We start from the raw sequence: 19,411 nt of genomic DNA, 5'->3' as shown, positions 1-19,411 counted from the left end.
CCGGCTCCCCCTGCCTCCCTGCCCCTGCCCCTGCCCCCCGGCTTTTAACCTCTAAATATATTTTTATCGATGAAATCCTATCTTGCTGCGGCTATTCAAATGACCAGTACACCTTGGTTAGACAAAAATCTAGCGGAGGCTGAAGAATTGATTGATTTAGCAGTTCGTCAGGGGGCTGAGTTAGTTAGCTTACCTGAGAATTTTCCGTTTATGGGTGAAGAATCTGAGAAAATGGCTCAAGCTGAAACTATTGCTCAAACTACGGAAAAATTTCTAAAAACCATTACCCAAAAGTTTCAAATTACTCTATTGGCTGGAGGGTTTCCCGTTCCAGCTAGTGATGGGAAAGTTTATAATACGGCGGTGTTAATTGATGCGAATGGTCAAGAATTAGCCCGTTATCAAAAAGTTCATCTGTTTGATGTGAATTTGCCCGATGGTAATACTTATCGGGAATCGAATACGGTGATGGCCGGGACGGTTTTACCTCCGGTTTATCATCATCCAGAGTTGGGCAACCTGGGACTATCAGTTTGTTACGATGTTCGATTTCCCGAACTCTATCGTCATTTATCCGAAAAAGGATCAGAAATTTTATTTGTCCCCGCGGCTTTTACGGCCTATACGGGTAAGGATCATTGGGAAGTTCTACTCAAAGCTAGGGCGATTGAAAATACCTGTTATGTGATCGCACCGGCTCAAACCGGGTGTCATTATGGGCGTCGATATACCCATGGTCATGCAATGATTCTTGACCCTTGGGGGGTGGTTTTAGCCGATGCAGGTGATAAGCCAGGAATTGCGATCGCAGAAATTAATCCTGCCCGTCTTGAACAAGTTCGGCGACAAATGCCGAGTCTGCAACATCGGGTATTTATGTGAATCAGTCATCAGTGTAGAGACGTGCCATGGCGCGTCTCTATCAGTGATCAGTTATCGCTAATGGGTATCCTATATGTTACAAACCAATCTATCCAATAGAAAATAGGTGGTCATGTCTCCTTTTCCCTTCACATGAATGATGCCCCGGTGTTGAAGAACATATTTATGTTTTAGGATTTCATAGGTTTCCTGGGTGACTTGAATCGCTCCTGGAATGCCGTGGGATTCCATGCGGGATGCTGTATTAACCGCATCACCCCAGAGGTCATAAATAAATTTTTTAGTGCCGATGACTCCGGCGACGGCTGGCCCGGTATTAATCCCGATGCGGAGGTTAATCGCAGTTCCATATTTTTCATTAAATTGATTCATTTCATGGAGCATATCAAGTGCCATTTCTGCAACAGTTTCTGCATGGTCGGGTCTGAGGGTGGGCAAACCGCCAACCACCATATAAGCATCACCAATGGTTTTAATTTTTTCTAAACTATGCCTTTCGGTTAACTCGTCAAAGCCTGAAAAAATGTGATTCAGCATTTTGACTAATTCCGCTGGGGGAATGCGCTTTGAAAGATCGGTAAAACCCACAATATCCGCAAATAAAATCGTCACTTCTGCAAAACCATCGGCAATATTACTGTGACCTTCTTTTAACTTTTCTGCAATCGTTGGTGGCAATATATTCAGCAATAAATTTTCAGATTTTTCCTGTTCTATTATCAGTTCTTGATTAGCTTCTTGAAGTTGAAATGTCCGCTCTTTCACCCGTTGTTCTAAATCCTTAGCATTATTGCGTAAACGGTGAATGGCGATCGCCAGTCCAGAAAGCCCTAAAACAGAAATTCCGACCAGTAACATTAAAAGTTGTTGTAGCCCTTTCTGAGTTTGTTGAGTAATACTCTGGAGCGGTTGAGTAATCTCTAAAATTCCCCGCACATCTCCTTCCTTCCAGTCGGTTTTAGGACTATCGGCATGGGTATTATGGCAAGTCACACAACTAGGCTTCATTAAATCAGCTTCTGCATAACGAAAAGAGGATTTCCCCTGCTGGTTTTCGGTGCGGAAAAAAGAGCCATTGGGATTTGCTTTTAAATAATTGAGTGCCTCCTGCTCAAAATCATCCCGAGGGCCTCCTTCAGCCTGCCGCCAAGGAAAGGGGTAGTCACTATAGAGACGGACAGATATTTCTGCATGATTTCGACTAATATGCTGTCCAAGCTCTATTAAAAAAGTTGCGGGCAGAGGAATAGCCCCTTTTCCCAAAGCATAGTCATGGGTAACGGTAATATTGTCTAGTTCTTTGAGGTTGCTCACCACCTTTGAACTATAAAGGGTGCGAGCTTCTTTCATCGCTTGAGCGTAGAGAGTCGCACTCTGAAGGGCTTGGGACTCAATAATATCGGAAGACAAATGGGACATATTTGCCATCGCTACTCCCACACCGACACAAAACAAAACGGTGAGTAGAAGGATAATTCGTTGATAAACCAAGCTTTTTAACGCGATCCAAGCTCGAGCGGTTAACAAGCGCATAGGGTTCTCAGGTGAGAGGGATCGTTTTTAGACATTTTTCTGTTTTTCCCTAGGGTAAATCTTGCCAGAAGGGTTGCTCATTGCCGATATGAGTCATGTTGGTAGCACTGTAAATATTGCCCTGTAATTCTTGATAATAGTCATCCTCTAAGAAATTAACATTAATTCCCGAAACCGCAACCCGGCGTTTAAAGTCTTCTTGGGTGTAATCTCGTCCCTCAATTAATGCTCCTTTCGGATTAGAGACTAATAATTCCCCATTCACATAAACCGAATTAATTAAATTCGGCCACCAAGCATACCCACTATAACTAAATAAAGCCGGAACTCTAATAATTTGATCATTTCTGAGATTAAATTCTGTTTTGAGTTGATTAATTAGGGGTTCGATTTTCTGTTTTTGTAAATTCAGATTATGTTGGATTAATAATTGATTATTTAAAGTAGCTCTGACGGTGGTTTGAGTGCTTAATCCGCGATTAATTGCCGCTCCTTCATAGCCTTGTTTTTCCAGTTCTTTTAAGAGTTCAACTCCTTCCTCTGGACTGGCAATTAACATTAAATGTTCACCGGAAGCACTAGGAATAAAATTAATAATTTCATCGACATGACGCAACATTAACCAAGACGTATCAATGGCAACGGGATCACCCTGAACTTTTTGGGCTTTTAAAAACTCCACCACCTGGGGATTTAAACTGACATTATCGGCGGTTCCATAATAAATTCTGCCCAAGGGATAATCGGGTAAAGCCGGGGTTACGGCTAAATTATTATACCAATCTGCCCATTGATTAAAAACATCTAATTCCCGAGGTTTACCTACTTCAAACCAGCCGAAATTTTGATTCATTAAGGATTGAGAATAATCGTCACTTTCCGCAGTTCGATTGCCTTTTAAAACTACTGGATATTGCTCTAATCCTTCGGGTTTGGGAAACTGAACATAGCCGATTTCTTGAGTACCTCGCATCCAGAGGGTGGCGCCGGGGGTGACTTTCACCTTTGCCCCGGTTTTTTCCACAATGGTTTTTACATCTTTAATAATAGTTTGATTATCACCGCGATCGCTAATATGAACTTCAGAAACCGATTCCGTATTAGCAGACATAATCCAAGGGGCAACTCCCATAGAAATTGTATCCGTTGCCATCACAATTCCTTGTTTACGGGCAAGGGCTTTGAGATTTACCAACCCCGACCAATTACTATTAGCAAATTGTTTGGCTTCGACTCCTAAAATAATATCTGAACTAAATTCTAAAGGGGTGGCACCGGATAAATCAATAGATTTCCACCCGGTTGAGGTTTTCTGGAAAATATTAATATAGGGTTGGGACGCTTCATCAACGGTAATTAATAATTCTGAACCTTGATACTCTTGATCAAGTTTAAAATGAACTAAAGCCAAATCCTTTTCATCTTCCACCCCATTCACGATTTTATCTCGCCAATCGGGTAATCCATCCCCATTATTATCATTATTATTAAATAGAATTAACGGCCCTACGGATAAAGACCATTGTTCCGGGCGTTGTTGATCTTGTTCATCCACAATTCCATCTCGGTTAGTATCTCCATAGAGTTCAAACCCTGGAAATTGGGGATTAGCAACGGAAACGGGTGAGAGGGTTTGGGGTTTTTCGGGTTGTTGTTCTTGGGACTGTTGGGCTAAGGCTTTTTTATAGGTAGCGATCGCTAAATAACCTTGATATTCTACGGTTTTATCAATGGCTTTAGCATTCAGAAAAGACTCTTGAGGAATTTTCCGTAGGGTATCAATGGCTTGAATCCATAATTGTTGTGCAGTTTCCCAATCTTCTATGGTATTAGTTTCAGATTGTTGACCAAAATTTGAGGCTTCTGTGGCTATTTTTACCACTTGATTCCAAGTTTCTAAGGTTTTTTCTTCAAATTTAATTTGGGCTTCAACTTGGCGATTAGCTTTGACTAATATTTCATATTGTTTAAGTTGCAGTTGATATTGCCACGCTTCTAAATTACTATTAATATCAGGAGGACTGGAAACTTTCTTTAATTCTGCTTTGATCAAATCCTGTAATTGATATAATTCCTCTAGGGATTTGGGTGTAACTTCTGTGGTTTCTAAGCTCTGAGGATTGGCTTCAAACCCTTGGAGTTGTAAACCCGAGTCATTAATCCGATACTCTAAATTCAGATCGGTTGGTGAAGATTGGGCTAAAGTGGAAGGGGCGGGAACCAGGATAATTCCAACGACTACACCCAAAGCATTAATTAAAGCAACAGCAATGTAGCGCATCCAATTCATAGTGATCCTCAGATATCCTGATTGATTGTACCTGAAATTCGCTAACTGTTGATCAAATCCTTCTAAATCCTGCTTGATTACGGGGAGTTTAAGTTTCTTAATCCTAGGAGCCCGGTTTTCTCGCCCTTTTAATCTCTTGAGTTTAACAACCTTTTATCCAATTCCCAGCAGAGGGTCACTAATATTAATGATCGAAATACCATTTTTAACCGTATCAATATCCATAATATTAGCCACGACTCCTAAAATATTTCCCGTTGTCGTTTGACGAATAATTGTTCCTTGAGATGCTCCAGTTGCGAGTTGTAAATTAGCCGTTTGATCAAAAGATTCTAAGGTTAATTCCTGTGAATTAAAGTTAGCAATAATCACAATTTTATCCCCTTCGGTGGGGTTGAAATCCGTGATCAAATCGGCTTCTGTGACGTTCAGGGGAACTTCTGAAGCATTTGCACCTAAAATAAAGGTATCCGCATCAGCACCCCCCGTAAGCTGATCAAAGTCTAAATCTCCTATTAAAATATCCCGTCCATTACTCCCGGTTAAAACATCTTTTCCTCTGCCTCCTCGGAGTAGGTCATCTCCATCTCCTCCGATTAATAAATCATCGTCACGATTCCCATTAATTACATCATTTCCCCCATCGCCATTCAGGGTATCATTTTCCTGACCGCCTCGGAGTAAATCAATTCCTTCGGCACCGGATAATTGATCATTTCCGGTATTCCCATTCATAACATCGGTTTGATTAGAACCCACTAAAATATCATCCCCAGCTAAAGCGAGAATTCCTGCTCGATATTCTATTGTCCATTCGGGTAAAACTAACCCGGTGGGTTGTTGGGAAATAGTCAAAAAATTGGTGGGTGCTAAGATATCAATATCATCGGTTAAAACAAATAATTGAGAAGATTTTCCCGATAACTCCGTTAAGGTTTTATAACTACTTAAACTATTAATATCTTCGAGAATTAAACTCGGTTTTACCTCCAGGGTGGGGGCGGTGTTGAGGGTGATTTGGGGGTTTTGTTCTAATAATTTACTTACCCAAGGTTCGGCAATGGGGAGAATCGTGTTAAATAGGGGTTCATACTGGGGAAAAAAGGTAAAAACAACTGGTTTAGCAATGGGAAAAACAACATTGCTAACGAAGTTAATAATTTTGTTAAACATAGGGCAAAAATTTTAAGTGAAAATCATTAATTAGGCTTTTTGATTTTGCACTGCAATTTTCGATAATTCAGGATATTTTTCGGCTTTGGTGTAGGAAAGCTGCCCCATCGTTCTATGATGGCAATATTAAAGAAATCTTGACTCTGAATTATTGCGTTTGTGAACTATCTTTTTGAGTAAACCATAATAACCGAATTCCTAACACGGCAAAACCGATGGCGGCTGCTATTTTAACTAGATGGGTGGGTAGAACTTCTGCCACCCCTTGTCCAATTATGACGCCCAGGAAACTGGCTAATAATAAGGCTGCGGCCGTACCGAAAAAGATCGCCCGAGGGGATTTAGTTGTGCCACTGAGGGCGATCGCGGCTACTTGACTTTTATCTCCTAATTCCGATAGAAAAACCGTCACAAAAGTCAATCCCAAAAGTTGAAAATCCATAGATTTAATCCTGACTAATTTAGTGTAGAACTTCCCAAAACAATAGAACAGAAATCAACAATAAACTGCTACCCGCAGCGATTTCTAAGGTTCGAGGTGAAATCCGAGAGGCTAACCATTGTCCGACTAAAACCCCTAAAAAACTGGTTAAAATTAATGCGCTTCCCGCCCCGGCAAAAACTATCCAAGGATTATGGGATTCGGCGGTTATTAATAGAGTAGTGAGTTGGGTTTTATCTCCAATTTCAGCTAGAAAAATGGTAATGAATGTGGAGACGAAAATTTTCCAAGTATTCGGTTTTGCTGAATGTTCCTGTTGATTAGCGATGCGCAGCGGCGCGGCTGGCGCCATCGCCGATACATGACTAGCGGTATCTTCCTGAACTTCAATAAGGGTTTGGGGTGAACTCATTGGTTGACGGGTGGGGTAATACTAAAACTATATCATAATCTTTTCATATTTCACCCCATCCGCAATAAAAAACTAGGACATTCCCTAGGATTCATACCCAACCAATTGATTAAAACGCTCGATTTCCGGGGAATCGTCCCCATAAACCCCTTCAATTTGTTGTTGACAACAATCAATGGCAAAATCGTTTAATTCTTCCGGTTCAATTCCATATAATTCTTGAAAAACCTCCGGTTCTACCCGACAAAATCGAGGTCGCTGATCATAAATTTTGCATTCTTTGGTTTCAGAATCAAAATTAATACACCATCCATCTTCCCCGACTAAACTTAAATAGAGTTTTAGGTCTTCTGGGGCCAAATATTGATCTAATTCGGGACGTTCACTGGGGTCAAGATGACAGCACGCCCCACAGTTTTTGATACAAAGCCAAGTGGTCATGATTCGGGTTTAGATTCGGGCTTATTTTTGCTCAGGATCAGACGCATCAGGTGTAACGGATGGGGGAGAGATGATTTCCTCGGAAGGGGTTTCAATTTCAGAAATTGCAATAACTTCCTCAACCGTTTCCGATTCTAAATTATTAGTTTCAGAGGAGATTTTTTCTGTCACAGAGTCCTGAATTTCCTCAACTATAGGATTAACCTCTTCTGTGATTATTTCCACAACAACTTCAACCTGGGGAGTAATAATTTGTTCAAAGGGTGAAGCGGCAGATTTTTCAATTTCTTCCGGGGTTTCAGGTTCACTAACAACATTTTCGGGAGTAGAAATATTCTCAACAACTGTTGTTTCGAGATCCTCAAATCCAGCAAATTCCCCATCCGTGGCCACCGTCTGACTATCCTCTACAACCGTTAAAACGGGGGAGACGGTTGTAGGTTCTGGGGATTTTTTGGGTTTTTTATTAAATAAACCCGTTAAATTGCCAATTAAACCCGATAGGGTTCCAGCGATCGCTGGTATAGATTTTTTGGATTTAGAATCGGTTTTTGGAGTCTTAACCTTGGGAGTGACGGCGGGTTTTGCCGCTTTGACCTGGGGTGTTTTGATGGGGGTGTCGGAAATCGGGGGGGTGGGTTGAGTCACCGATGGTGTTTCTGCGACTTCCGGTAGATTCTGTTCTGGAGTTAGGGGAGGGATCGCAGGTTCCTCGACAATTTCTGGAGATAGGGAAATAGCCTCGGGTTCGGGTTGTACCGGGGTTTCTACAGGGGCTTTATCCCTGACTGAGTTGTTCTGGGGGACGGGTTCACTGGTCGTTACAATATCCGGTACAGGTTCACTGAAAACCACCGGGGACTGACCCCCAAGCAATCCATTCAGTCGTTGTTTCACCTTCGCCGGAATCGGAGTTTGTGCCGTGACGGGGGTTGCGGTTCGTCGTAGGGTCAGGGCTTCCCAGCCAAACCAAACCAACAGGGACACGCTCGCCACCTGACCTAAAAGTACGGCCCCAGTAATTCGTCCTGCACAGGCCCACAGAATCAGGCCATAAAACAATCCGACTCCACTCCAGACGAAATCACTTTTGCGATGAACCTCTGGAAAAAAGAAGGCGGCCATATAAAGGCCAAAACTTGCTAAACCCACAGCGATCGCCAGAATATATGCCAGCATTTTTCCCTCTCAATCTATCAAAAAACCTCTATTCCGTTATTTTACCGTTAACGGTTGACGGTTAGCCATTGAGGTGTTGAGATTAGCCCTTCACGGTTTGTGATTTGGATCATCAATCCCATGTGAATTTTATCACTTATATACATTGTAGAGAATCATACGGAAAAGAAACGTCGTCTCATTAATATAGATACAGATACAAAGTAGGGTGCGGCCAGATTTTTTTTGAGGTGGGAGTTAATTATGTTAGAAAAACTATTTTTGGCAGCCTTTATTACGTTGTCCCTACATTTGCAAGTGAGTGTGAACTGGTTCGGCTCTAAACCAATGTCCTTAACGGGATTAGGCTCTCCAATGCCCATGGAAAAAATTGTTCTTTCTCAAGAAGTGATCAAGTAAATTCGGTTAGCCTAGGCTATTTTTAGGGAAGCAACAATCCGTCTATCCCCTAGATGGAGGTTCCCTAATTATTGATTTCTGTTTTATGAAATTTTTCTCATCAATAGTTAATTGAAAACTTAGTATAAATCGTTAGGGGAGAGGGAACAGGGAACAGGGAATACTTCGACTTCGCTCAGTAACAAGGGAATAGGGAATAGGATTTAGAAGTACCAAAATCGTAAGGCGTAGCGCTATGTTATCAGTTTGGGGACATATAAAAACAAAAAACAAAAGAAATTTGTAGGGTGCGGAAGCTCCACACAATCCCACAAATTATTATTGATTAATTCATTATTTATTTAAAGAAAGAATGCGATCGCTTCTTTTAAAGCCACAATAAAAACATCAATTTCTTGTTTAGTATTGTAGAAATATAAACTAGCTCGGGCGGTGGAATTTAAGCCTAAATAACGGTGTAAGGGTTGGGTGCAATGATGTCCTGAACGAATCGCCACCCCGCCATCATCTAAAAGGGTTGATAAATCATTGGCATGAATTCCATCCACACTAAAAGAAGCTAAGGCGGCTCTCCCTTCTCCCTTAGCATTGGGTTGGGGGCCATAAATTTTTAATTCGGGAATTTCTTGCAATCTTTCAAATAAATAAGCCGTTAATTCGTGTTCATAATTAGTGATTTTATCCATACCAATTGACGTTAAATAATCAATAGCTGCCCCTAAAGCGATCGCTTCTCCAATCGCCGGAGTTCCGGCTTCAAATTTATGGGGTAATTCCCCCACGGTGAAATGATCTAAAAATACCTCATCAATCATTTCTCCCCCCCCAAAAAAGGGCGGCATGGCTTCTAATACCTCTAATTTGCCATATAAAAAACCAATCCCCGTTGGCGCACACATTTTATGACCCGATGCCACCAACCAATCACAATCAATTTTCTGCACATCTAGGGCGGTATGGGGCGCACTTTGGCAGGCATCAATTAAGACTTTAGCCCCGTATTGATGGGCAATTTGAGTAATTTCTTCAATTGGATTAATACACCCTAATGTATTAGAAATATGAACAACCGAAACTAATTTAGTTTTATCTGAAATTAGGGTTTTAAATTGTTCTAAATCAAATTCTTGAGTTGCTGTTAGCTCAACAAATTTAATCAGCGCTCCGGTTTTTTGGGCGACCATTTGCCAAGGAACTAAATTACTATGATGTTCCATGACACTGAGAATAATTTCATCTCCTGCTTTTAAGGTATTTAAACCCCAGGAATAGGCTACAATATTAATAGCTTCACTAGCGTTACGAGTATAAACAATTTCTTTATAGGATTTAGCCTTAATAAATTGGGCAACTTTTAACCGGGCAGCTTCGTAGGTATCCGTCGCTTTTGCACTTAACGCATGAACCCCTCGATGTACATTAGAATTATAATTGCGATAATAGTCTTGCAGGGCATTTAATACCGCCAAGGGTTTTTGAGAAGTTGCCGCATTATCTAAATATACTAAAGGATGACCGTTGACTTCCTGATGCAAAATAGGGAAATCTTGACGAACAATTTCAGCGAGGGTTTTTTCTTGAGTTAACATCATTTTCAATATCCTTTAATAAAATTAATAAAGCCTTTCGTTGTTGGGCTTTAGCCCGCTCTTTATGTTGTTGGGCTTTAGCCCGCTCTTTTTAGGGTTAAAACCCAACAACAGTTAACTGAAGTCAGTGCGACAGGAAACGCAACGGGATAATACCTGTGTTAATGTGGGTGATGGTAATTTGCCTAAAATTTCTGCCGCAAAAGCATCAATTAAAAGGTGACGACTCATCTGTTCACTTAACCCCCGACTCCGCAAATAGAAAACTTCATCTTCTTCTAATTGACTGACGGTGGCACCATGGGAACATTTAACATTATCCGCCACAATTTCTAACTGGGGTTTAGTGTCTATTCTTCCTTTTGAAGATAGCAATAAATTCCGACTCAGTTGATTGGCATTCGTAAACTGTGCCGTTTGAGGTACAAATACTTTACCATTGAAAATTCCATGAGCCTTGTCGTCAATAATACATTTATGAACTTGATTAAATGTACCGTGCTGATGATTGAGCATCATGGAACTGTGGGTATCAGCTAACTGTTGACTCCCAATTAAGGTTAATCCATTTAGAGTCGTTTCCGTCCCTTCTCCCCGTTGATAAACCTCTAAATTATGGCGAGATAGTTTAGATCCCAAACTAATTGCATGGCAAGTATACCGACTATTTCGAGCTTGAAAAATCGCATTTTTACCAATATGAAATGCCGACCCAGACCCCCGTTGTAAGCGGGTATGATTGACTTGGGCATTTTCTTCTAGGTAAATTTCTGTCACCGCATTAGTAAAATAGGGTTGAACTTTTACCCGATCAGAACATCCGAAAATCTCGGCCGTGGCATAATGTTCAATTAAAGTGATTGAACTGCCAGTTTCTGCGATAATTAGGCCACGGGGTTGATTGATTACCGGAATATTATCCGGTAGGGCAATAAATAATAAATGAATCGGGTCTTCAATGATTTGATTTTTTTCTACCCAGATGACTGCTGCATCCTTTAATCCGGTGGAATTGAGAGTAGCAAAAACGTCTTGATTTCCTTGTTGTTGACTGAGATACTGGGGAAGACGATCTCTAAAATTTTCGGGAAGTTCTGCTAAATTCCCAATAAAAATACCCTCGGGAATTTCTGTAATATCAGACAGATGGGGGGCATAAATGCCATTAACAAATACTATCCGTTTGTGTTCAGATTCGGGTAAGATTAAAGAAGCGATCGCTTGATTTTCTAACGGAACAAAATGAGCCGATTGAAAGCGATGGGCTAATAAAGGGGATAAATCGGTAAACCGCCATTCTTCATCCCGTTTTGTCGGGATTTCTAATTCCTTAATCCAAGTTAAAGCATGATCTCGAATTTCTTGCAATTGACCGGACATTTGAGAAGTAAGTGGCGGTTCAGAAACTCCGCCTTTAACTTGTTCTAACAGATGGTTTAAATAGGACACTTCCTGTGTTTCTGTGATGGTATTATTAGTCATTAAACCCCCACCATGGACGCAGCCACAACATCATCATAACCCTGTTCTTCTAACTCTAAAGCCAGTTCTTTTGTCCCGGTTTTAATAATTCGTCCGTCCGATACAACATGAACAAAATCCGGTACAATATAATCCAGTAATCTTTGATAATGGGTAATCAACACTAGGGCGTTATTTTCATTGGCTAATTGATTAACTCCACTGGCAACAATTCGCAACGCATCAATATCTAAACCAGAATCAGTTTCATCTAAAATCGCTAATTTAGGTTCTAATAACGCCATTTGTAAAATTTCATTGCGTTTTTTCTCTCCCCCAGAAAAACCTTCGTTAACACTACGTTCTAAAAATTCATCCCGCATTTTCACGATATCTAGTTTTTCTCGGACTAATTCATCAAAATCAAAAGCGTCTAATTCTTCAAGTCCTTTGTGTTTTTGATGGGCATTATAGGCAACTCTCAAAAAGTCTAAATTACTCACCCCCGGAATTTCAATCGGATATTGAAACGCCAAGAAAATCCCCGCTAAAGCCCGTTCTTCCGGTGCTAATTCTAATAAATCTTGCCCTAGAAAGGTGATTTCCCCTCCGGTAACTTGGTAGCTAGGATGCCCACTCAATACCTTGGAAAAGGTGCTTTTCCCCGAACCATTTAAACCCATAATGGCATGGATTTCTCCGGCTTTGACTTCTAAATTAAAGCCTTTGAGGATTTCTTTATCGTCAATATTAGCCGTTAAATTTTTAACGGATAGAATCACTTTGCTGTTGTCTTTAATCATGGTTGTAAGTTGTTGAATTTAGGAATTTTTCCCCTCGTTCCCTGGTAGAACCAGGGAATGTATTTAGGAGGCTCCGCCTCCGTTTTAACTAAAGGGAATGTATGTTTTGACCAGAGGCAGAGCCTCTAGTTTTCATTTCTAGGTAGAACCTAGAAACGAGGGGGATAACTGATAACTGATAACTGATAACTGATTAACCCACGGTTCCTTCTAATTTTAAGCTCAATAATTTATCGGCTTCGACGGCAAATTCCATCGGCAATTTACTGAACACATCTTTACAGAAACCGCTAATCATCATTGATATAGCATCTTCAGCAGAAATGCCCCGTTGAGAAAAATAGAACAGTTGGTCTTCTCCTATTTTAGAAGTAGAAGCTTCATGTTCAACTTTTGCACTATTATTTTCCACTTGAATATAGGGAAAAGTATTGGCTTGAGCTCTATCGCCAATTAACATGGAATCACATTGAGAATAATTTCTCGCCCCGGCTGCTTTTGGCCCCATTTTGACTAAACCGCGATAACTATTGGAGGATTTCCCGGCAGAAATTCCTTTAGAAATAATTGTGCTCCGGGTATTTTTCCCAATATGAATCATTTTGGTTCCGGTGTCTGCCTGTTGTTTATTATTCGTTAGGGCAACGGAATAGAATTCACCCACGGAATTATCCCCAACTAATAGACAACTGGGATATTTCCAAGTAATAGCAGACCCGGTTTCTACTTGAGTCCAAGAAATCTTAGAATTGACGCCTTTACATAATCCCCGTTTAGTCACAAAGTTGTAAATTCCGCCCTTGCCTTCTTCATCTCCGGCGTACCAATTTTGCACCGTTGAATATTTGATTTCGGCATTATCTAAAGTCACCAATTCCACTACAGCGGCGTGCAGTTGGTTCGTATCAAACATCGGGGCGGTACAGCCTTCTAAATAGGTGACAGAACTGCCTTCCTCCGCCACAATTAAAGTGCGTTCAAACTGTCCTGAATCACCGTTATTAATCCGAAAATAGGTAGACAAATCCATCGGACATTGTACCCCTTTCGGAATATAAACAAATGACCCATCACTAAACACCGCAGAATTCAACGCTGCGAAGAAATTATCAGCAACGGGAACCACACTACCTAAATATTTTTCAATCAGTTCAGGATGTTCTTTAACGGCTTCAGAAATGGAACAGAAAATTACCCCATCTTCGGCTAATTTTTCCTTAAAGGTGGTGGCAATTGAAACACTATCAAAAACCGCATCAACGGCTACATTAGACAGGCGTTTTTGTTCGTTTAAAGGGATGCCTAATTTTTCAAACGTTTCTAATAGAGTCGGGTCAACTTCTTCTAAACTGGTTTTTTTCTTTTCAACTTTGGGCGCGGAATAGTAGATAATAGATTGATAGTCAAGGGCGGGATAGTGGACATGGGGCCAGGTGGGTTCCTCCATCTTCAGCCATTGCTGATAGGCTCGCAGACGGAAGTTGAGCATAAACTCCGGCTCGTTTTTTTTAGCCGAAATCAGGCGCACAACGTCCTCACTCAGTCCCCGAGGAATGGTATCTGACTCAATATCGGTGACAAAGCCGTATTTGTACGGTTGGTTGACCAGGGTTTTAACGGAAGCACTCATAAGCTTAAATTTAGTGTTCGACGGTTCTCAAAGGATGGCAGACGGGTGGTAGGCTGTTGACTTAAACAACAGATTTGTTACTTAAGTCTATTTTAAGCTACATTAACAATAAGTGTATTGTCAAAGTCCAAATTCATTAATTTTTGTTAAGACGATGGCCACCACACAACACCAGTCCACGAAACACGATATTCTGCAACTTCTCCTAAAGCAAGCCCAGGCGACGGCCCAGGAGTTGGCGGAAACCCTTGATATTAGTCCCCAAGCCATTCGTCGCCATCTCAAAGATTTGGAAATGGATGGGTTAATTGCCTATAACTCGGTGCAGGTGGGCATGGGACGCCCTCAGCACGTTTATGAACTGACGACTCAAGGCCGGGAAGGTTTTCCTAACCGTTATGATGAGTTTGCCATTTCCTTTCTGGATACTTTAGCGCAAACCGTCGGACATGAACAGGTAAGTCAAATTTTACAGAAACAATGGCAACGCAAAGCCATAGAATATCGAGAAAAAGTGGGCACGGGTTCCCTCAAAGAACGGGTAGAAAAATTAGTCGAATTAAGAAAAACTGAAGGGTATATGGCCGAATGGTATTCGGTGGAGTCGGAACCCTTGGATACCAATAATCATGAACGTTATATATTAACCGAACATCATTGTGCTATTTCTAATGTGGCGGAATCTTTTCCCAGTGTTTGTGGCCATGAGTTAGAAATGTTTGGGGAAATCTTAGCAGATTGTACGGTGGAAAGAACCCATTGGATTGTAAATGGTGAACATCGTTGTGGGTATTTAATTATCGGAGGCAACAGGGAACACCGGAACAGGTAACACCGGAGGAAAAGATAGACACAAGCCGGGGTTTAATAAATCAGTCTTTATCCTAACTGTGTTGCCACAATTGCTATATTAAATAATTAAGTAAAACTATGGAATTTTTAACTGAGGATGAGGCGATTCAAGTTGATGCGGCGTTATTATCTTCTAAGGAGAAGTTTTCGACGCGGTTAGGGATTTATGCGTTACGGTGTTTAAAACAAATTGCTGAAACTGAAGATATTAAAATTGAAGATATTAAACCCGAACAAGTTCAATCCTGGGTTAAAAATGATGATAGTTTTAAAGAAAAATTAGAATTAGATGGAAATTTTCATCAGTTTTTTAGTCAATTAGTAATTTCTTCATTAAAGCCTTTAAAACAAGCGTCTCAATCTGAAAATATTCCTATTCAAGATTTAACAGTTAAACAGTTAATTCAATGGTTTGAGCAAGAATCTAAGCAGAATCTAGGGCGAGAATAGAAACTATAATAATTAATCTTTTTCCCAGATTCTATATCATGGGTAAATAAAATAGGCTTGATTATATCAACGTTCGACAACCAGGCGAACTCATTAATGACAAAAGATAAAAGTTGAAAAACCAGTTTTCATCCTTTCAGAATCTTTTGAATAATTATGATACAACCAATAATAAGAGAAAATCAACAAATATGATTAACCTAGATACTATCCAGCAAGACATAGCATCCCTTCCCCCCGATGCACAACAAGTTATCTTTGAACTTGTCTGTGTCCTCAAAAAAAGTTACTTCCCGAACCAGCCAGAAATTCCAGAAAGCAAAACCCAAGACTGGTCAGACTTCATCGGTTGTATAGAAGCAGAAGCCGACTTATCGAGAAATTATAAAACCTATTTGAGTAGTGAACTTGAGGAAAAATATGATCATCGTTGACACAGGTTTCTGGTTTACTCTTGCTAATAAAAATGATTCAGCCCATCCAGCCGCAAAAACCTTATTTCAGAAATTAGAAAACGAGAAATTTATCACAACTTGGTGTGTAGTTACGGAAACCTGTTATCTACTACAAAAAAGAGTAGGTATAGATGCTCCAAAACTTTTTATTCGCAAAATTTATACGGGAATATTGCAAGTATTTGATCTCAAGCAAAGTCATTGTTTGCGTATCGAACAACTAATGCAGAAATATAGAGATTTACCAATGGATTTAGCCGATGCTTCCCTAGTTATTCTTGCTGAAGAACTTGGTCACGGTCGGATTCTTTCTGTTGACCATCGAGACTTCAATACCTATCGCTGGAAGAATACAGAACCATTCCAAAACCTATTTCAGCAGTAGGGCGCTATTTGCCCATTTGCTATTTATTCCCCATTCCCTTGAAAAAATTATGCTAGAAATAACTCTAAGAGTCAAAGGAGAAAGATGAGCAACCCTATCTATATAGGATTGCTATGGATTCAATTATTGTTTAAATCAGTGTGCAATCCGACCTTCCAAGTGACCATATTGGGTATAATGGGAGAACGCACTGGTAAAAGCTCCACTATTAATAGCCTGTGCCACATCAGGATTATGCCCTAAATAAGCTCCTGTGTTAAACTGGCTGCTGGGGTTTCGTCCTTCTTCAGCCCCCGACATGACAAAATGTTCAAAACCCGAATTAAATGCACCCGCTTGGACAGCATTAGCCACATCTGGATTTGTATTTAAGTAGTAGGATTCATCATAGAATTCATTGGGTGAACGTCCTTCTGTTTCTCCCGATTTAAGATACTGTTGTAAACCAGAAGATAAGGTTCCTTGAGAGATAGCGGTATTGATATCAGGATTAGTGTTACGATAATATTCCTCATCAAACATCTCAGTTAAATTCTGTTGATATTGAGGATTTTTTAAGACATCATCCCAATGGGTTCCGGTCAGCTTATCCCAACCATTATTATCAGAAACACCCGTTATTGGATTAACACCAGTTACGGGAATTGGTGGATAATAATTATCGGAACTATTATTATCCCAGCTATTATCAGAACTATTATCCCAACTATTATCAGGACGACCAGCGATTGTTGGGTTAACACCAGTTACCGGAATTTGTTGATAATAATCATCGTAACTATTATTGTCCCAGCTATTATCAGAACCGCTATTTTCATCGTTAGATTCATACAGACTCATGATTTTTTCTCCTGTTACGTTTAAATCAAAAATATTCGAGATTTTGAGAATAAAGCCCTGATGTGTAGAGAGGTTTGATAAAATGTCCCTACATTTTAATTAATTAAATTTGGGTTAAATATCAGCCCATTTTCGCAATAAATTGGCGTGACTTTTAGCAATTAAGTCAAATTCTATGGTTTTGCCATATTGTTTGAAAATACTTCTACGGGCGGTATCTAAATCAAACAATATTTCTCGTTGAGATGGGTCACGCACTAAACTTTGAATCCAAGTAACCGCCGCCCACCGAGTCCCTTCAGTCACCGTTTCCACACGATGCAAAGTCGAAGACGGATAAACAATTGCCGAACCTGCATCTAACTTAAAACTTTGTTCCCCTAGTGAAGTTTCGATGACTAATTCTCCCCCTTGATAGGTGTTAGGGTCAGAGAGAAATAGAGTTAATGAAACATCGGTTCGAGAAATAGATTCATCCCCCATAATCGCATTATCAAAATGGGAACCATAATACATTCCCACATCATAACGACTGAAAATCATCGGGCGGATTATTTTAGGACGCACCGCTACTTTAAACAGTTCGTTACGTTTTAAAGCTTCGAGAACAATATTTCTCAGGTCAGAAGTAACCTCAGTATCGGTTTTGATTTGTTGATTATTTTTAACGGATTTTACGTACTTACCAGCCGTTGTTTTTCCATCTACAAACTCAGCTTGTTCTAGTAGCGTTAAAGTTGTTTCTAGTTCTTCGGGTGTGAGAACATCAGTAATACATAGAATCATCGGATTTTAGCCTTCTCCACCTTCACCACTTTCTCCGCCTTCATCTTTTTTATCGTCATCTTTTGTACTATCTGTGTCGCCATCAGTAGAGGCTTGCAACATATCGCGGGAGGTAAAAGTATCCCCAGAAGTTGCAATTCCAGAGGCAATTTCTGGAATAGAATTAGATAGGGATTGCGTGGTAGAAGCATTAGCAACATTGCCCAATCCGGCCGTTAAAATATAAGCACCGACTCCCATCCAAATCTTAGTACGAGTAGATAAACCGTTGGTTTTGTTGGTATTCATAGGTTGATTCCTTTGTGATTGATTTGAAACTAACCTCAATTTGTCATAGAATAGTGACAAACTGGTGACAGGGGGAGCAGGGGAGGAAGGGGAGGCAGGGGAAGTAAAATATTTCCCATTCGTAATTCGTAATTCGTAATTCGTAATTCCCCATTATTCTAGGTTTTTTGAATATTAGGATTAGGTTGAACTTGTTGAACTTTAGGAACTTGAACTTCTTGTAAATCGGGTAAAATAATCGGAGAAACTGGAGGATTTGGATTTTCTGAAACACTTTCCATGAGATGAGTAATCGGTTCTGTTAATTGATTGGGGTTCATAAAAATAATTTTTGAATTGGGACTTTCACTTAATTGTTGATTCGCGTCAACATATTGTTTGGTAATTAAAAATCTTAAAAATTCCTGACTATTAGTTTTTAATCCTAAAGTATCTGCTAACACTCGAATTGATTGCGCTTGTCCTTGAGCTTCTAAAATTTCTGCCTGTTTTTGACTCTCCGCAACCCGTTTGCGTTCCATGGACTCTTGGATAGATTTAGGAGGAGTAATATTTTGAATATCAACCCGAATAATAATAATTCCCCAGGTCTTAGTTCCTTCTGCTAAAGCATATAATAGTCTTCGGTTAATGTCTTTAATTTTAGCTAATAATTCTTCCAGATTCGTTAACCCGATTTCTGCGCGAAGTGTGGTTAAAACTAAATTAGAAATCGCTTCTTTAGTTTTATCAGTTTCAACGTTATAATAAAAATTTTTTAAGTCTTCAATTTTCCAAAAAACCGCCGCATTAATTCTGAGAGTGATTTGATCTTTTGTAATCACTTCTTGAGGGTCAATATCTAATAAACGTTCACGGTTAGTATCATAATAAACAATTTTTTCTGCCACAGGAATAATAAATTGCAGTCCTGGTTTTAGAGTCCGTTTATATTTACCTAATCGTTCAACAATGGCTTGGTCACTGGTACTAATCACCTTCACCGAAGAATTGAGCGTAAATCCAATGATAATGGGAAATAAAATACCCAAAATGTACTGTAACATAATTTTTTAAAAAAATTATAATTGAATTCGGGAGTAACCGTACTTAATTTTAGCATAATCTTGAGCTAAACTGTC

General features: G+C 40.0%; 21 protein-coding genes. 6 read left to right on the top strand and 15 right to left on the bottom strand.

Annotated elements, in window-relative coordinates:
* The first annotated feature begins 69 nt into the window (after nucleotides 1-69).
* Nucleotides 70-882 (top strand): carbon-nitrogen hydrolase family protein, encoded by an 813-nt coding sequence (locus tag PL9631_RS21980; RefSeq protein WP_083623656.1) that lies wholly within the window; start codon nucleotides 70-72, stop codon nucleotides 880-882.
* Nucleotides 883-951: 69 nt separating this feature from the next.
* Here PL9631_RS21980 and PL9631_RS21975 read toward each other — a convergent pair whose 3' ends face one another.
* From PL9631_RS21975 to PL9631_RS21945, 7 genes are all read right to left on the bottom strand, one after another.
* Nucleotides 952-2,415 (bottom strand): adenylate/guanylate cyclase domain-containing protein, encoded by a 1,464-nt coding sequence (locus tag PL9631_RS21975; protein WP_083623655.1) that lies wholly within the window; start codon nucleotides 2,413-2,415, stop codon nucleotides 952-954.
* Between the two features lie 49 nt (nucleotides 2,416-2,464).
* Nucleotides 2,465-4,705 carry a protein-arginine deiminase family protein gene (locus PL9631_RS21970; protein WP_083623653.1) on the bottom strand — a complete coding sequence of 747 codons (2,241 nt, stop codon included), beginning with the start codon at nucleotides 4,703-4,705 and terminating at the stop codon, nucleotides 2,465-2,467.
* Between the two features lie 153 nt (nucleotides 4,706-4,858).
* Nucleotides 4,859-5,878, bottom strand: coding sequence for a calcium-binding protein (locus PL9631_RS21965; protein WP_083623652.1), 1,020 nt, complete (start codon nucleotides 5,876-5,878; stop codon nucleotides 4,859-4,861).
* A 148-nt stretch (nucleotides 5,879-6,026) separates the two neighbouring features.
* Nucleotides 6,027-6,320, bottom strand: a complete 294-nt coding sequence (locus PL9631_RS21960) for a TMEM165/GDT1 family protein (protein ID WP_083623650.1) — start codon at nucleotides 6,318-6,320, stop codon at nucleotides 6,027-6,029.
* Nucleotides 6,321-6,339: 19 nt separating this feature from the next.
* Nucleotides 6,340-6,732: a TMEM165/GDT1 family protein gene (locus PL9631_RS21955; protein ID WP_083623649.1), complete on the bottom strand. Its 393-nt coding sequence runs from the start codon at nucleotides 6,730-6,732 to the stop codon at nucleotides 6,340-6,342.
* 84 nt (nucleotides 6,733-6,816) lie between these two features.
* The gene (locus PL9631_RS21950) at nucleotides 6,817-7,173 is read right to left on the bottom strand and encodes a YkgJ family cysteine cluster protein (RefSeq protein ID WP_083623647.1); all 357 of its coding nucleotides are present in this window, start codon (nucleotides 7,171-7,173) and stop codon (nucleotides 6,817-6,819) included.
* A 21-nt stretch (nucleotides 7,174-7,194) separates the two neighbouring features.
* Complete coding sequence (locus PL9631_RS21945; RefSeq protein WP_083623646.1) at nucleotides 7,195-8,352, bottom strand: Ycf66 family protein; 1,158 nt, start codon at nucleotides 8,350-8,352, stop codon at nucleotides 7,195-7,197.
* 243 nt (nucleotides 8,353-8,595) lie between these two features.
* On the opposite strand from PL9631_RS21945, the gene PL9631_RS21940 reads away from it, so the two are divergent.
* Nucleotides 8,596-8,751: a hypothetical protein gene (locus tag PL9631_RS21940; RefSeq protein WP_156090654.1), complete on the top strand. Its 156-nt coding sequence runs from the start codon at nucleotides 8,596-8,598 to the stop codon at nucleotides 8,749-8,751.
* Nucleotides 8,752-9,092: 341 nt separating this feature from the next.
* Here the strand turns inward: PL9631_RS21940 and PL9631_RS21935 are convergent, their stop codons facing one another.
* The 4 genes from PL9631_RS21935 to sufB form a co-directional block, all read right to left on the bottom strand.
* Complete coding sequence (locus PL9631_RS21935; RefSeq protein ID WP_083623643.1) at nucleotides 9,093-10,343, bottom strand: SufS family cysteine desulfurase; 1,251 nt, start codon at nucleotides 10,341-10,343, stop codon at nucleotides 9,093-9,095.
* A 111-nt stretch (nucleotides 10,344-10,454) separates the two neighbouring features.
* Entirely contained in the window at nucleotides 10,455-11,822 is a 1,368-nt protein-coding gene (sufD, locus tag PL9631_RS21930; protein ID WP_083623641.1) for a Fe-S cluster assembly protein SufD, read from the bottom strand.
* On the bottom strand, nucleotides 11,822-12,604 hold the full coding sequence (sufC, locus tag PL9631_RS21925; protein WP_083623638.1) for a Fe-S cluster assembly ATPase SufC: 783 nt from the start codon (nucleotides 12,602-12,604) through the stop codon (nucleotides 11,822-11,824). Before sufC ends, sufD begins: the two co-directional genes overlap by 1 nt.
* Before the next feature lie 193 nt (nucleotides 12,605-12,797).
* A complete protein-coding gene (gene sufB / locus PL9631_RS21920; RefSeq protein ID WP_083623635.1) occupies nucleotides 12,798-14,234 on the bottom strand; it encodes a Fe-S cluster assembly protein SufB in 1,437 nt (478 codons plus the stop codon).
* Nucleotides 14,235-14,388: 154 nt separating this feature from the next.
* On the opposite strand from sufB, the gene sufR reads away from it, so the two are divergent.
* From sufR to PL9631_RS21900, 4 genes are all read left to right on the top strand, one after another.
* Entirely contained in the window at nucleotides 14,389-15,066 is a 678-nt protein-coding gene (gene sufR / locus PL9631_RS21915) for an iron-sulfur cluster biosynthesis transcriptional regulator SufR (protein WP_083623634.1), read from the top strand.
* Between the two features lie 98 nt (nucleotides 15,067-15,164).
* Nucleotides 15,165-15,536, top strand: coding sequence for a hypothetical protein (locus PL9631_RS21910; RefSeq protein ID WP_083623632.1), 372 nt, complete (start codon nucleotides 15,165-15,167; stop codon nucleotides 15,534-15,536).
* A gap of 191 nt (nucleotides 15,537-15,727) precedes the next feature.
* The gene (locus PL9631_RS21905) at nucleotides 15,728-15,970 is read left to right on the top strand and encodes a hypothetical protein (protein WP_197046466.1); all 243 of its coding nucleotides are present in this window, start codon (nucleotides 15,728-15,730) and stop codon (nucleotides 15,968-15,970) included.
* The gene (locus PL9631_RS21900; protein ID WP_083623629.1) at nucleotides 15,957-16,376 is read left to right on the top strand and encodes a type II toxin-antitoxin system VapC family toxin; all 420 of its coding nucleotides are present in this window, start codon (nucleotides 15,957-15,959) and stop codon (nucleotides 16,374-16,376) included. The genes PL9631_RS21905 and PL9631_RS21900 overlap by 14 nt, the downstream gene beginning before the upstream one ends.
* 135 nt (nucleotides 16,377-16,511) lie before the next feature.
* Here PL9631_RS21900 and PL9631_RS21895 read toward each other — a convergent pair whose 3' ends face one another.
* From PL9631_RS21895 to PL9631_RS21880, 4 genes are all read right to left on the bottom strand, one after another.
* Nucleotides 16,512-17,216 carry a hypothetical protein gene (locus tag PL9631_RS21895; RefSeq protein ID WP_083623627.1) on the bottom strand — a complete coding sequence of 235 codons (705 nt, stop codon included), beginning with the start codon at nucleotides 17,214-17,216 and terminating at the stop codon, nucleotides 16,512-16,514.
* 114 nt (nucleotides 17,217-17,330) lie between these two features.
* Entirely contained in the window at nucleotides 17,331-18,002 is a 672-nt protein-coding gene (locus PL9631_RS21890) for a Fe2+-dependent dioxygenase (protein ID WP_083623625.1), read from the bottom strand.
* Nucleotides 18,003-18,008: 6 nt separating this feature from the next.
* Nucleotides 18,009-18,290, bottom strand: coding sequence for a hypothetical protein (locus tag PL9631_RS21885; protein WP_083623622.1), 282 nt, complete (start codon nucleotides 18,288-18,290; stop codon nucleotides 18,009-18,011).
* 158 nt (nucleotides 18,291-18,448) lie between these two features.
* Nucleotides 18,449-19,336 carry an SPFH domain-containing protein gene (locus PL9631_RS21880; RefSeq protein WP_083623619.1) on the bottom strand — a complete coding sequence of 296 codons (888 nt, stop codon included), beginning with the start codon at nucleotides 19,334-19,336 and terminating at the stop codon, nucleotides 18,449-18,451.
* Nucleotides 19,337-19,411: the final 75 nt, after the last annotated feature.

The organism is Planktothrix paucivesiculata PCC 9631 (assembly GCF_900009265.2).
GTDB classification, from domain to species: domain Bacteria; phylum Cyanobacteriota; class Cyanobacteriia; order Cyanobacteriales; family Microcoleaceae; genus Planktothrix; species Planktothrix paucivesiculata.
This window is presented reverse-complemented; position numbering and strand designations above follow the sequence as displayed.